Origin of the sequence: Micromonospora sp. NPDC052213 (assembly GCF_040679695.1) — a bacterium.
GTDB lineage: Bacteria > Actinomycetota > Actinomycetes > Mycobacteriales > Micromonosporaceae > Micromonospora.
The window spans coordinates 1-12,977 of record NZ_JBFAVI010000058.1 but is presented as its reverse complement, the minus strand read 5'-3'; the positions used below and the strand labels follow the sequence as shown (position 1 = coordinate 12,977).

Annotated in this window: 10 protein-coding genes and 1 tRNA gene; 2 read left to right on the top strand and 9 right to left on the bottom strand. The window is 72.2% G+C overall.

Translation table 11 applies throughout. The annotated features are described in order from the left end of the window. Nucleotides 1-25: 25 nt before the first annotated feature. Nucleotides 26-1,003 (bottom strand): acyltransferase, encoded by a 978-nt coding sequence (locus tag AB0L34_RS16385; protein ID WP_363705304.1) that lies wholly within the window; start codon nt 1,001-1,003, stop codon nt 26-28. 188 nt (nt 1,004-1,191) lie between these two features. Between AB0L34_RS16385 and AB0L34_RS16380 the strand changes: the two genes are divergently transcribed. After that, nucleotides 1,192-3,402, top strand: a complete 2,211-nt coding sequence (locus AB0L34_RS16380) for a sialate O-acetylesterase (RefSeq protein ID WP_363705303.1) — start codon at nt 1,192-1,194, stop codon at nt 3,400-3,402. A 107-nt stretch (nt 3,403-3,509) separates the two neighbouring features. On the opposite strand, the gene AB0L34_RS16375 is transcribed toward AB0L34_RS16380, so the two are convergent. The 6 genes from AB0L34_RS16375 to AB0L34_RS16350 all read right to left on the bottom strand — a co-directional run bounded on the left by AB0L34_RS16375 (nt 3,510) and on the right by AB0L34_RS16350 (nt 11,043). Next, nucleotides 3,510-4,826: an O-antigen ligase family protein gene (locus tag AB0L34_RS16375; protein ID WP_363705302.1), complete on the bottom strand. Its 1,317-nt coding sequence runs from the start codon at nt 4,824-4,826 to the stop codon at nt 3,510-3,512. Between the two features lies 1 nt (nt 4,827). Further along, on the bottom strand, nt 4,828-6,192 hold the full coding sequence (locus tag AB0L34_RS16370; protein ID WP_363705301.1) for an oligosaccharide flippase family protein: 1,365 nt from the start codon (nt 6,190-6,192) through the stop codon (nt 4,828-4,830). Then, nucleotides 6,189-7,259, bottom strand: a complete 1,071-nt coding sequence (locus AB0L34_RS16365) for a glycosyltransferase (protein WP_363705300.1) — start codon at nt 7,257-7,259, stop codon at nt 6,189-6,191. The genes AB0L34_RS16370 and AB0L34_RS16365 overlap by 4 nt, the downstream gene beginning before the upstream one ends. Next, complete coding sequence (locus AB0L34_RS16360) at nt 7,259-8,215, bottom strand: glycosyltransferase (protein WP_357459147.1); 957 nt, start codon at nt 8,213-8,215, stop codon at nt 7,259-7,261. Before AB0L34_RS16360 ends, AB0L34_RS16365 begins: the two co-directional genes overlap by 1 nt. A gap of 127 nt (nt 8,216-8,342) precedes the next feature. Further along, nucleotides 8,343-9,881, bottom strand: coding sequence for a sugar transferase (locus AB0L34_RS16355; protein WP_363705299.1), 1,539 nt, complete (start codon nt 9,879-9,881; stop codon nt 8,343-8,345). A gap of 112 nt (nt 9,882-9,993) precedes the next feature. Continuing rightward, nucleotides 9,994-11,043 carry an LCP family protein gene (locus AB0L34_RS16350; protein WP_363705298.1) on the bottom strand — a complete coding sequence of 350 codons (1,050 nt, stop codon included), beginning with the start codon at nt 11,041-11,043 and terminating at the stop codon, nt 9,994-9,996. Between the two features lie 175 nt (nt 11,044-11,218). Between AB0L34_RS16350 and AB0L34_RS16345 the strand changes: the two genes are divergently transcribed. Further along, nucleotides 11,219-12,052 carry a class I SAM-dependent methyltransferase gene (locus AB0L34_RS16345; RefSeq protein WP_363705297.1) on the top strand — a complete coding sequence of 278 codons (834 nt, stop codon included), beginning with the start codon at nt 11,219-11,221 and terminating at the stop codon, nt 12,050-12,052. Between the two features lie 58 nt (nt 12,053-12,110). Here the strand turns inward: AB0L34_RS16345 and AB0L34_RS16340 are convergent, their stop codons facing one another. Next, nucleotides 12,111-12,650, bottom strand: a complete 540-nt coding sequence (locus AB0L34_RS16340) for a GNAT family N-acetyltransferase (RefSeq protein ID WP_363705296.1) — start codon at nt 12,648-12,650, stop codon at nt 12,111-12,113. A 93-nt stretch (nt 12,651-12,743) separates the two neighbouring features. Continuing rightward, a tRNA-Leu gene (locus AB0L34_RS16335) sits at nt 12,744-12,826 on the bottom strand. Nucleotides 12,827-12,977: the final 151 nt, after the last annotated feature.

Here is a 12,977-nt window from a genome sequence, read left to right as displayed (position 1 = left end):
CGGGCCGGCGGCCCCGCACCGCGTCCTACGGCCGGCGTCCGCCCGCCCCGGTCAGCTGGGGACCGAAGCGCGTCCGCAGCACGGCCAACGCGAACGCCCAGGGCAGCACGAGGGCCGCCGCCAGGTCGACCCAGCCGCCGTTCGGACCCGTGCGCAGAACCCACAGCACCGCCGCGTGGCTCAGCACGACAGCCATGCCGCACGCGGCGAGTCGGCCGACGACGCGCGCCGCGGGCACGCCGACGCGTCCGTCGAGAGCCTCGGCCAGCAGAATGAACCCGCAGCTGAGCAGGGTCGCGGTCAGCACACCGAACACCGGTTTCCCGAAGTCGCCGGCCTTGATGTCCAGCGAGCCGCTCGCACCGATCAGCACCAGACCGGCGCCAGCCGACACCATGCCGGCGCCCATCCCGGCCGACAACCGCGGCCGCAGCTGACGCAGGTGGCGACCGCAGAGCACGAACAGCAGGCAGGCCGGGACGAGGAACACACCAAGGGGACCGGCCGTGACCACGTCCGGGGCGAGGTAGGCGGCCAGCAGCCCCACCAGGGCCACCCCCCAGCTGACGGCCGTCCCGAACCGCTCCAGCCACCGGTAGGCGACCGCGATCAGGAACAGCACCGAGATGAACCAGAACGCCGAGAACGGCCGTACGGCGGCGGTGCCGCCGTACAGCGCTCCACTGAAGGCGTCCGATCCCACGCCACCCTTCACCGCCGCCACGGCCGCGAGCATCGCGAGCAGGAGCACCAGCCAGGTGAGGTACGGCACGCCGAGGGTCTGCCACCGTTTGCGCAACTCGCCGCCCATCGGGCGGCCGGCCGACCAGAAGTAGCCGGTGAGGACGAAGAACAACGGGACGTGCCAGGTGTAGATGGCGGCCCGCGTGGTGTCGTCGATCCAGACATGGCCGACGACGACGGCCGCGAGTCCGACGATCCGGAGGGTGTCGATCCCGACGGACCGGGTGCCCACCGTGGGCGTGGAGGTGGTAGCGGCCATGGCGCGCATCATCGCAGACAACGACGATCGGTCATGTCGCGCCCCGTGCCGACCGCCGAGCCTCCTGACGGGCGCCGACGATGACGCCTGGGGCACGGTGCGGCCGCGGTTCCCGGGCGCGGACGATCCGTCGCCGCGCATCGCATAGCCTTGCCGCGACGAACCGCCCGACCAGTGGAGGTCCGAGGGTGTCCGATCCTCTCTCCCCGTTCCAGCGCCTCCGGTCCGTACCCCGGAAGGTCTGGATCGCCGTGGGGACGGTCGGGCTGCTCGTCTGCGCGCTGGCGGTCGTCGCCTGGCCCCCGTCGCCGATCGGGACACCGCAGGCGGCGTGGTCGACGTCCGGCGGCGACCCAGCGCGGCCGACGGTCGCCCCGGTGGACGGCACGAGCTGCGCGGCGAACGTCCCCGGCATGGCCGACTTCACCCCGGTCGCGGCGGTGGACCTGCCCGTCCGCGCGAACTGGGCGAACCGTAACCCGGCGTACGCGTTCGACCGCACCGCCGAGGTGGCCCGCGGCTTCGACCGGGTCGGCTACTGCCTGGAGCTGACCGGCCCGGCCGGCCGGCAGTGGGTGTGGACGGCGATGGCGCCGTTCGCCGCCGACGCCAGCCGCCTCGGGCTGCCGACTCGGCGCGGCCAGATCGTGCGGCAGCGGGTCAGCGATCTGGAGATCGCGTCCAACGTCGAGGGTCTGACGGCCGGCACGGGGCTTCCCGGCTACCTGGAGATGTGGCCCAACTCGTACAACGCCGGGGCGTCCGGCCAGATACCGGGCGCCTCCGACGGCCGCTTCGACGCCGACGACGACCTGCGGGGCGCTCTCGGGTACGGCTCGTTCCAGGTCCACCTGGTCGCCCCCACCCGCCCCTCCAGCGTCCCGCCGCAGACGGTGTTCGCGGTCAACGGGTTCACCTCGCAGAAGAACCCGTTGTCGGTCGGCATCGGTACCGCGCCGGACGGCCACCCCGACTGGACGCTGTCCGACAACGCGGGTGCCTTCACGGAGCGACGGCTGACGGTGTACGCGCGGCCGTCGGTGCTCACCCTCGACCAACATCCCCGCGACCGGCAGTTGTACCCGAGGGATGCCGAGAGCGGCGCCGTGGTCCCCGTTGTCGGCAAGGTGCACGACGCCCGGGTCAGGGCCGTACGACTGAAGGTCACCAGCGGGGCCGAGGGGTGGGAGGACACCCTGCCGGTCACCAACGGCGGTGACTTCACCTTCCGCCGGCGCATCGTCGCGGCGCTACGGGAGTACCGCTTCGAACTGCACGTGCTGGGTGACGGACTGAGCCGAAGGGTCGGCCTCTGGGACGGCGTCGTGGCCGGTGATGTCTATGTCATCCAGGGCCAGTCGAACGCCGTCTCGGCGAAGTACCGGGGATCGTCCGCGGGGGAGGAGTCCGCCTTCGTCCGCAGCTACGGATCGTCCACGGCGGACCGTACGTTCTCGGCGTCCGACCGGGGGTGGAACTACGCGGTCAGCGAGGCGATCCGGCAGCCCGGCTCGGTCGGCCAGTGGGGGATCCGGATGGCCCACCGGCTTTCGGACACCTACCAGGTGCCGGTGGCCGTCCTCAACGGCGCCGAGAACGGGAAGACCATCTCGTTCTTCCAGCGCAACGACGCCAACCCCGGCGACATTGCCACCAACTACGGTCGGCTGCGGCAACGCCTGACAGCCGCCGGGGTGATCGGGCGGGTCAGGGCCGTGCTCTGGTACCAGGGCGAGTCGGACAACGACAACGCCACCAGGCACGTGGCTGGCGTCACCGCCCTGCTCAGCGACTGGCGGCGGGAGATCGGCATCGACATCCCCGGCGGCAGCCGGTACTACGTCTTCCAGGTGCGGACCTCGCCCTGCGGTGACAGCAGCACCGGACGGCTGCGGGAGGCCCAACGGCGGATGCGCGACAGCCTCGGGGTCACGGTGCTGTCCACCAACGGCCTGTCCGGCCACGAGGGCTGCCACTTCGCGTGGGAGCAGGGCTACCGTGAGCTGGGCGATCGGGTCTTCAGCGTGCTGGCCCACGACCTGTACGGCGGCCCGGGCGACGGGGTGGCGTCCCCCGACCCGCGGGCGGCGGCCTTCGCCAACGCCGAGCGCACCGAGGTGGTCGTCCAGTTGCGCGACGACGACCCGCTCACGGTCCAGCCGGGGGCGCAGGCGGACTTCCGCATCAACGGCAGCACCGTCACCGTCACCGGCATCGCGTACCGGGACGGCGGCCGACTGGTGCTGACCCTTTCCGGCCCGGCCGCCGGCGCGACCGGCGTGAGCTACCTGGGCCACTCCGGGGCGGGACCGTGGATCGCCACCTCGACGGGCGCCGGGCTGCTGGCCTTCCACAACCTGCCGATCGCCGGCAGCGCTCCGCCAGCCGCCGGCTCCTGAGGCTGACGGCACCGCGCTACCGCGGCACCGGTTCAGGCGGCGGGTCGGCCGGGCCCAGCCGGACGGCTCGGTGACCAACGGAGACCGCGCGCCCGATCGACGGCTGTCTAGGACGCCAGTCGGCGTCGCGCCGCCCGCCGGCCGACCGGCCGGTCGGCCGCGTCAACGGGCCCGGAAGCGGGGACCGGATCCGCCGTGGCGGAGGCCGAGGTGGTCAGCATGAGCGCCACGTAGATCCACGACAGCCCGTCGACGGAGAGCGGGTTCCAGACCACCTCGGTGAACGAGTAGACGACGAGCAGCACGACGGGCGCCTTCGCGGAGAAGGCCCGGCCGTCGGTGACGGGCCCGTGCAGCAGGGTGGCCGCCCAGAGGCCCCAGAGGGTCAGCGCCACCAGACCGCCGGAGAAGATGACGAGGACGTAGCCCGAGTGGAAGAAGTGGGTGGGCGCCTCGCCGATGTCCCGCAGGTAGTACCACTTGGACACGCCGGCGCCGGTGGCCTCGGCGCCGGCGATGTACTCGCGGGCGGCCATCCAGATGTTGCCGCGGTTGCTCAAGGTCGTCTTGGACGCGCTCCACGTCAGGTAGGTGGCGAGCCCGAGGGCGGACACCACCAGGGCGACGCAGAGGGCGAAGTTGATCCGGAGGAACTGCCGCCGCCGTTCGAGGACGAGGCTGCCGAGCACCCAGACGCCGGCGGCGGCGATCGCCAGGTAGCTGGTGCGGGAACCCGTGGCGACGATGATCAGCAGGCAGAAGGAGGCCGTCGCCAGCAGTTCCAGCCGCCGCATCGCACACAGGCTGGCGACCAGTGTGAACGACGCGAGCATGGCCACGTAGTTCTCGGAGTCGTAGAAGCTCTTGAACAGGGCCCCCGCCACCGAGCACTTCTCCAGCTTCCCGGCGGTGCAGGCCCGCCACGCCTGCCCGGTGAACAGCGTCGGGATCGTCATCACCGCCAGGACGGCCAGCCCCGTGAAGGCCAGCGCCCGCGTGTTCAGGGCGGTACGGCGGGACAGCAGGACCAGGGCGAGCAGCAGCAGCCCGGAGGCCGCGTACGCCGCGATCCGCGAGCCGTACAGGCCGGCGCCGACGAGGCTGTCGACGGCGAAGCACCAGGCGAGCAGCGCGCCGATCATCAGCAGCGAGATCCGGAGCCAGATGTCGGCGGGGCCACGCAGGCTGCGGCGGCCCGAGACGATCAGCCACGCCAGCAGGCAGAGCACCAGCAGCCCGATGAGCGCCGAGCTGCGTTCCCCGGCGAGCACCGGCGCGGCGTTCGTGAGCACCGCGAACCCGATGAGCGCGACTGCCACGGCGCCTTCGCCGAACGACGCGGCGACGCGCCGCCGGGCGCGTACCAGCCAGACGGCCACCGCGACACCACTCGCCGTCAACAGGAAACCGAAGAGGCTGACCAACTCAGACCCTTTCACTGTCCGTCGCCGCGCGGGCGCCCGGGTGCCGGCGGAGCGAGGCGAGGAGGCAGCCCCACAGCAGTATGCCGAGGAGCGCGTCACACACCAGGCTGGAGACGACGGCGCCCTGCCAGCCGTAGGCCGGGATGAGCCAGACGTTGAGCCCCGCGTTGACGACGCCGACCGCGATCTGGCAGACCGTCCGACGGCCCTGCATCCGGCTTCCCGACAGGGTGTCGGCCGCGAGGTAGTGGATCGCCTTCAGCACGAGCAGCGCGCTCAGCCCCTGGAGCGCCGTCTCGGCCGCCGCGAACTCGGCCCCGAAGACGTACGGCATCACCCAGGCGAACGCGACGAGCGACAGGCTCGCCGGCACCGCGAAGCCGAGGTAGCGCGGCAGCAGCCGCCGGGTCAGCGCGAACGCGGCGCGGGGACCGTCCCGCCCGGCCTCGAAGAACTTGGGGTAGGCGACCGCCGCCATGGAACGGCCGGGCGTGTAGGCGAAGTCGACCACCCGGTACGCCGCGGCGTAGATGGCGGCGCTCTCCGGCGTGCTCAGCCGCGACAGCATGACCTTGTCGAGGTCGTTGTAGACCGTCTGGGCCGACAGGCCGACGGCGAAGAGCATCCCTGCCCGTGCCTGCGCGAATGCGCCGCGGCTGTCGAACGGGAACCCTCCCGATCCGCGCAGCCCGTACCCGATCACCAACAGGCCGATGACGGCGGAGAGCGCGGCCGACGTGACCGCCCAGGTGCGCAGCGTCATCGGGTCCGGGCCGGCCAGGCCCAGGGCCACCGCCCCGGCCAGCCGCGCCACGTGCAGGACGGCGGGGATGACCGACGCGACGAAGACCCGGCCCCGGGCCTGGACCGAGGCCGCCACCACCTCGACGAGACGCCACGCCACCAGGTCCGCGAAGGCGAGACAGGCCACGTCGACCACGCTCACCTGGGCGCCCCAGATGGCCACACCCGCGGCGGTCACCAGCACCGTCGCGCCCGCGCCGAAGACCGTGGACAGCAGCAGGCCCCGGGCGAGGTGCCGGGGCCACTCTGCCGGCGAGTCGGCGTAGTTCTGGAAGATCAGGCTCGGCGCGCCGGCCGACGCGAACGGCGACACCAGGGCGATGAGCGCGGTCACGCCGACGAACAGCCCGTAGGTGCCGATCGGCATCTCCCGCGCGAGGAGAACGAAGAGCACGCCCTGCGCGACGGTCCGCAGCAGCGTGCCGGTGAAGAACTTGCCGGACTTGCGGAGGAAGCTGTCCCCCCGGCCCCCGACGGCGGACCTCCGCCGGTGCGACCCCGGCCGTCGTCGGCGGTCGTCCTGGTCCTGCGCCGGGCCGGCCGTTCCCTGAGCCAGGGTCACCGCTGCAACGCCTCCACCCACTGGCGGCTGACCTCGGCGGGATCGAGCGCGGCGCAGCGCGCGTGCCAGGCCTTCTCGAAGTCGGCGGGGCCGGGGCGCCCGCCGCCCTGCGTCAACCTCAGCACCGTTTCGGCCAGGGCCGAGGGGGTGGTGTCCGCCGCCAGCGCCCCCGGCACCAGAGCCGGGATCAGCTCGTCCAGCGCGGGCACCGGCAGAGCGGCGACGGGCAGACCGGCCTCGGCCGCCTCGACCAGGCTGAACCCGAATGTCTCGGCCCGCGAGGGGTGTACCAGCAGGTCGGCTTCGGCGAGGAGCCCGCCGACTCCCGGCACCCTGCCGAGGAACGTCGCGCGCCCCTCCAGGCCCAGGTCACGCGCCTGCGTCCGGAGCAGCTCCCGCTCCTCGCCGTCGCCGGCGAGGGTCAAGTGGTAGTTGTCGGGCAAAAGGGCCAGGGCGGAGAGTGCGCAGGAATGGTTCTTGTACGGGCGGAAGGCCGCGGTGGTGAGGAGCTGGATGCGCCGGCGGTCGACGACGTCGCGGGGCGCGACGAACGGACGCGGCGGCAGCGGGTTGGTGATCGTGACGACCGGCTGCCCCGGCACGAGCTGCCGGACGGTCCGCGCGACGCCCCCGGAGACCGCGACGACGAGCCGGGGGCGCAGCGCGCCGACCCGGGTGATCCGGGCGAGCGTCCGCACCCGGCGGTCGATGCGCAGCCGCTCGGGCAGCAGCGAGTGCTCCCACGCGACGAAGCTCCGCCCGGCGCCGGCCAGCGCCGCGCCCACCGGGACGCTTCCCCACAGCCCGCTCGCGACGATCTCGACGTCCGCCGGCAGGGCCTGCAACCGTCGCCGCAACGGCGGGACAGCCTCCATCAGCCGGGTGATCCTGGAGCCCAGGTTGAGGGTGTCGATGCTGAGGTCCTCCAGGCCGGCCGGGACACCCCGCGACAGGACGGTCGCCGAAACCTCCACGCCGTGCGCCTGGAGACCACGGATGAGCAGGGCCGCCGCCAGCTCCATGCCGTAGAGGGGCTCCAGTTGGGGCAGCACGAAGTGCAGACGCATCAGTGGGCTCCGTCGGTCGGCAGTGAGCTGGCGGACGCACGGGACTTGCGCATCGCCACGCGCTCCAGGGTGGCACGCGGCACGAGACCGAGCGCGGCCAGCACCGCGTTACGGGCCGACGGGGCGGAGTTCCGCCGGATCGCACGCACCATCTCCCGTACGCCTTCGCCGTCCCTGGCCTGGAGGGCGTACCGGAGGGTCTGCGCGGCGATGAAGTCGGAGAACGTCTCCGGCGACCACACCCCTTCCCACCGCTTGGCCCACTGCCACGACTGCCGCCAGTCGGCGCGCGCGGAGATGGAGCCGGGGCTGCCGACGGTGTAGACGGCGGTGGCCTCCTCGACCTGCACGATCGTGGCGCCCGGGATGCGGGCGGCACGCACCAGCCAGTCCCAGTCCTGGTGGCGCGGCAGCGTCTCGTCCCACGGGCACAGGGTGGCCAGCTCGTGGGTCGTGAGCAGCGTCGACGTGGGCAACGACTGACGGCCCACGCCGAGGTGCCGACGGCGGAAGAGGTAGTCCTCGGGGAGCATGCCCTCGGCGATCAGCGTCTCCGGGGCGGCCGTCGGCAGCGGCGCGGCACCGGCCTTGCGTTGCAGGATCCGGGACGACACGACGGGCCGCCTGCCGGCGGCTGCCAGGCGGTCGACGACCGGCACCTGGACCGCGAGCTTCGTCGGCAGCCAGGCGTCGTCGTCGTCGAGGAACGCCACGTGACTGCCCGGGGCGGCGTGGGCGACCCCGAGGTTGCGCGCGTGGGAGCCGCGTCGTCCGCCGCCGGTGCAGACGATCTCGTCCACCTGCCCCCGCAACTCCTGCACGGACGCGGGTATCCCGGCCGTGTCGCAGACGACCACGATGCGTACGGACACCCCCTCCTGCGCGCGGGCGGACAGCACCGCCTCGGCGAGGCTGGGCCTGCCCGTGGTCGGAATCACGACCGAAACGTCCGGCATCGACTCTCCAAGCGGTCGGCGCGCGGTCGACGGCGAGCGCGCAGAAGGGGGGACAGCAGGTGGTGTTGCGGGGCGGGTAGCACTCGTCGATCAGTCTGGCCGGCGGTTCACCGGCCCCACCAACCGGTCAGCGACCACCGCCGCGGAAGACCTCGGCCACCGTGCGGATCAGCACTTTGGCGTCGAGCCAGAGAGACCAGTTCTCGATGTAGTAGTTGTCGAACCGGGCGCGGTCGGAGATCGGGGTGTCGCCCCGCAGGCCACTGACCTGTGCCAGCCCGGTCAGCCCCACCGCCACCCGGTGGCGCATCGCGTAGTTGGGGTACTCGGCCGAGAACTTCTCGACGAAGTACGGCCGCTCCGGCCGCGGTCCGACCACGCTCATGTCGCCGCGCAGGATGTTCCAGAGCTGCGGCAGTTCGTCCAGCGAGGTGCGACGCATGAAGCGTCCGATCGGTCCAACCCGCCGGTCGTGGGCGATCGACCAGTTCGTCTGCGACTCGCGTTCGTCCACGGGACGCATCGAGCGGAACTTGATGATGTGGAACGGCTTGCCGTGGCGGCCGATCCGTTCCTGGTAGAAGAAGATGCCTCGACCACCGTCGATGAACGTCGCTATCGCGCAGAGCGCGAGCACCGGGCTCAGTACGAGCAGCGCCGTGGCGGCGAAGACGATGTCCGAGGCGCGCTTGAGTGCCCACCGGGGGCCCGACAGCGTGATGTCACCGACCTTGACGATCGGGATCGCGCCGATGTGGTCGCCGTGCGAGCGGGAGCCCCAGAGCCGGGGCACCGCCCACAGGTCGCAGCTCGCGCTGCCCGGACGGCGGAGGAACTCCATCAGCGTCAGTTCCGGGCAACTCGGGTCCGCGATGATGAGCACGTCACACTCGACGATCCGCACGAGCTGTTCGAGCTGGTCCAGGGTGCCGATCAGCGGGAGCGCCGTCGGCGCCTGCGGGGGCGCGGAATCGACGCAGCCGACGAAGCGGAGCCCGTACTGGGGGTAGCGCCGGAGGAGGCGGGCGAGTTCCACGGCGATCGGCCCGCTACCGATGATGACCGCGTTGTGTTCCACCCACCGACGCTTGCGCGCGATGGTCGCGAACTCCCGGGAGAAGGCACGCCCGACGAGGACCAGCCCGGCCGCGAGGGTCACGCCGCGGGCGAAGCCGCCCACGTACGCCGCGGAGTCGTGACGCAGGGCCGCGATGATGGTGACCACCGCCGCGCAGGCCAGCAGGCGTCCGCAGAGGCTCGGCAGCTCGTCCAGGATGCTCACGTGGCGGCGGGCGCGGTAGAGCCCGCCGGCAGCGAAGACGGTCACGGTCAGGGCCGCCATGGCCAGCGTCCCGCGCCAGTACTGCTGGGTGAGCAGCAAGGGTGTCAGCAGGGCCGCGACGTCGACGGGAGCCGTCATCATCCAGGCCCGCAGCCCACGGGTGCGCGTGGACGCGCGGGAGCCGGCATAGGGCAGCACCGCCGTCACGTCGAGACCCGGACGCGACGTGCCGTCGTCCACCTGCCCACCTGCCGGCGGAGCCGACCTCGGCGTGGCGGTCGCGCCGGCGTCCTCGTCGGCCACCGTCGTCACCACGCGTCGTGCCAGCGCGTCATCGAACCACGCCGCGGTGGCGTCCGGGCCCGTCGCCTGTTGGCTGGACATGGTTGGTCCTTCCCCCGTTGACTGCCCCGTACGTTGCATGACAGACCCGAGGCGAACGAAGGATACGACCGAGGCGGTCGCCTCACCAGAGCCGGTACGTCAGTCCGACCTCCTACTTTCCGGTGCTCAGGATCTCCGGCACCGCGTCCCGCCGCACCGCGTCGTAGAAGGTCTTCGCCTTCTCCGTGTTCGCGAACACGACGCTCTCGCTGCCCACCCGTCCCGTGCCCTTCGTCGGACTGGTCATGAAGACGAGGTTGCTGCCGCGCAGGCCGCGCAGGTCGGTCGCCATTCCGAGCAGCGACATGTCCTCGTCCACCGACACCGCGTTCGACGTCGCCTTCACGAACGAGTTCAGCTTGCCGGGGTTCGTCACGATGCCCCCGGACACGGCCCGGTCCAGGATCGCCTTGATGACCTGCTGCTGGTGGCGGATGCGCGCGAAGTCGCCATCGGGGAACTGCTTGCGCTGCCGTGAGTAGTCGAGCGCCGTCTCACCGTCCATGCGCTGCATGCCCTGGCGGAATGTCCGGAACGGAGGGTGGATCGAGGTGAAGTTCTTCTCCGAGTTGACGTCGATGCCGCCCAGCGCGTCGATGATCTCCTTGAATCCCGCGAAGTCGACCATCATGACGTGGTCGATCCGCACGCTGGTGAACTTCTCGACGGTCTGCACCATCAAGGGCACCCCGCCCCACGCGTACGCGGCGTTGATCTTGGCGTCCCGGCCGCCGTGGTTGCCGTCCTTGGCACGGGGCACGGCCACCCAGGTGTCCCGGGGAATCGAGATGAGCTGGGCGCTGGACCGGTCCTTCGGCAGGTGGGCCAGGATGATCGTGTCCGTGCGGGAACCCGACGTGCTCTCCGGGTCGCGGGTGTCGCTGCCCAGGATCAGGATGTTCATGGCGCCCTTGGCCACCGCCTGCGGGCGGCCCTCCTCCGGAACGCCCGCGAAGGCGTCGACCCGCTCGATGTCCGACTCCACCGAGCGCAGGTAGAGCCCGCCCGCGATCATGCCGGCACCCCCGAGCAGTGCCACCACCAGCAGGCTGATGAGGGCGATCCGCCGCCATCGACGACGCGGCTTGCCATGCCTTCCCGGCGGGGTGTCGGCGTTGTCAGCGACGGGGTCCTGCTCGACGAACTGGTGTGCACCTGGCATGGCGCGATGCTACTTACGCAAGCGAGTGCGCGCGTACCCTCATCCGCTCCGGGGATGGCCCCTCCTCCTACCGGTCAGAACGCTATGGAGACGGCTGGCCCTCGTGCCCCCGCCGTCCAAGCCCATGGATGAAACTTTTTCGCGGCTGTTTCCCTTCGCCTGGTAGAACCCTCTCGTGGACGCAACGAAGCTCCGGCGAGCCATCGCCCGCACCCCCCTCGCCCCCGTCGCCGCCTTCCCCAAGCGCCTGGCCCGGGTCGCCCGCCACGACGCCAAGGTGCTGCGCACGTCGGCCCGGTGGCTGTTCACCTCCCGGGAGCACCACAACTACACGTACGAGCTGACCAAGCTGAGCCGGCACCACCTCGCCTGGTTCGTCAGCGTGGTCTGCGACGTGCCCGTCAAGCAGGTCCGCGCGTACTTCGGCGAGATCGAGTCGGACGACGTGCTGCGCCGGCACATCGAGTCCGCCACCGCCGGCGCGGCCCGCCGGGGCCTCGCCGACCGGCACGTCCGCTACGCCCGCCGGATCGGCTGGTACGCGATCGTCCGCGCCACACGACCCCAGCACGTCGTGGAGACCGGCGTCGACAAGGGGCTCGGCAGTTGCGTCCTGGCCGCCGCGCTGCTGCGCAACACCGCCGACGGGCACCCCGGCCGGGTCACCTCGCTGGACATCAACCCCGAGGCCGGTTACCTCGCCCGGACCGCGCCCTGGTCCGAGGTGGTCGACCTGGTGATCGGCGACTCCATCGCCTCCATCGCCGCGCTGGACCGGCCGGTCGACCTCTTCCTGCACGACAGCGACCACAGCCGGGCCCACGAGAAGCGCGAGTTCGAGGCGGTCGAGGGCAAGCTCGCGCCGGGCGCGATCCTGCTCACCGACAACGTGACCGCCACCAACGTCCTCGCCGAGCACGCCGAGCGCACCGGCCGCAAGTTCCTCGCCTACCGGGAGACCCCGGCCAACCACTGGTACCCGGGGGACGGCATCGGCGTGGCCTGGTGACCGGGCGAGGCTGAGCCGTCGGCTCGGCTCGGCGCGCGGGCGTGGGCGGAGCGGTCGGTCAGCGCGCGGGCGCGTGCGGGGCGGTCAGGTCGAGCCACATGAGGATCTCGTCGCGGTCGTCGCCGGGCGCGACCCGCAGGGCGCCGGGCAGGCGCCCGATCTCCCGGTAACCGAGCCGCCGGTAGAAGCGGTCCAGCCCCAGCCCGTCCCGGACCGTCACGTGCAGCGCCTCCCGGCCCAGCTCGCGGCCGAGGCGCTCGGCCTCGCGCATCAGCGTCAGGCCGTACCCGTGGCCCTGGGTGTCCGGGTGGACCATCACCCGCTTCAGCACGCACCAGTGCGCCTTCAGGTTGAACCGGTTGTCGCAGAAGATCAGCGCCGCGACGAGGCGGTCGCCCGCGTACCCGAGCAGGAGGCGGTCCGGGCCCTCGACGATGCCGGCGAACGTCGGGTCCGCGGTGCGCCGCACGTCGGCGGCGGTGACCGGCGGCACGAAGCCGACCGCCCCGCCGGCGTTCGTGACGTCGACCCAGAGCGCGACGATCGCCTCGCGCAGGTCGGGGGTCAGTTCGGGGTCGAGGACGAAGCGCAGGGTCACCGGGCCATCCTGACCGCGCGGGGCCCGCGCCGACCCGCGATCGTGACGCGTCCGACAGCGCAGCCGGTGGTGCGGGCGGGGTGGACCCCGAAGTGCGGGAGGGGGGATTCGAACCCCCACGTCCTTTCGGACAATAGGACCTAAACCTACCGCGGCTGCCGTTACGCCACTCCCGCCGACCCGCTGAGTCTAGAGCGTCGGGTCACGACGGTGCCGAGCCCGCCTCGCCGGGCGCCCGCGGGGAGAACCCCCCCCCCCCCCGGGCAGGGGGGGCACCCCGGCCGGGTCGGGGACGGGCAACCGTACCCCGGGTGGGCGATGCGCCCC

Bases quoted from the DNA above. Each gene is read 5' to 3' on its own strand.
- AB0L34_RS16360 (WP_357459147.1), bottom strand. From the start codon at position 8,215: ATGCCGGACGTTTCGGTCGTGATTCCGACCACGGGCAGGCCCAGCCTC.
- AB0L34_RS16365 (WP_363705300.1), bottom strand. From the start codon at position 7,259: ATGCGTCTGCACTTCGTGCTGCCCCAACTGGAGCCCCTCTACGGCATG.
- AB0L34_RS16355 (WP_363705299.1), bottom strand. From the start codon at position 9,881: ATGTCCAGCCAACAGGCGACGGGCCCGGACGCCACCGCGGCGTGGTTC.
- AB0L34_RS16350 (WP_363705298.1), bottom strand. From the start codon at position 11,043: ATGCCAGGTGCACACCAGTTCGTCGAGCAGGACCCCGTCGCTGACAAC.
- AB0L34_RS16385 (WP_363705304.1), bottom strand. From the start codon at position 1,003: ATGGCCGCTACCACCTCCACGCCCACGGTGGGCACCCGGTCCGTCGGG.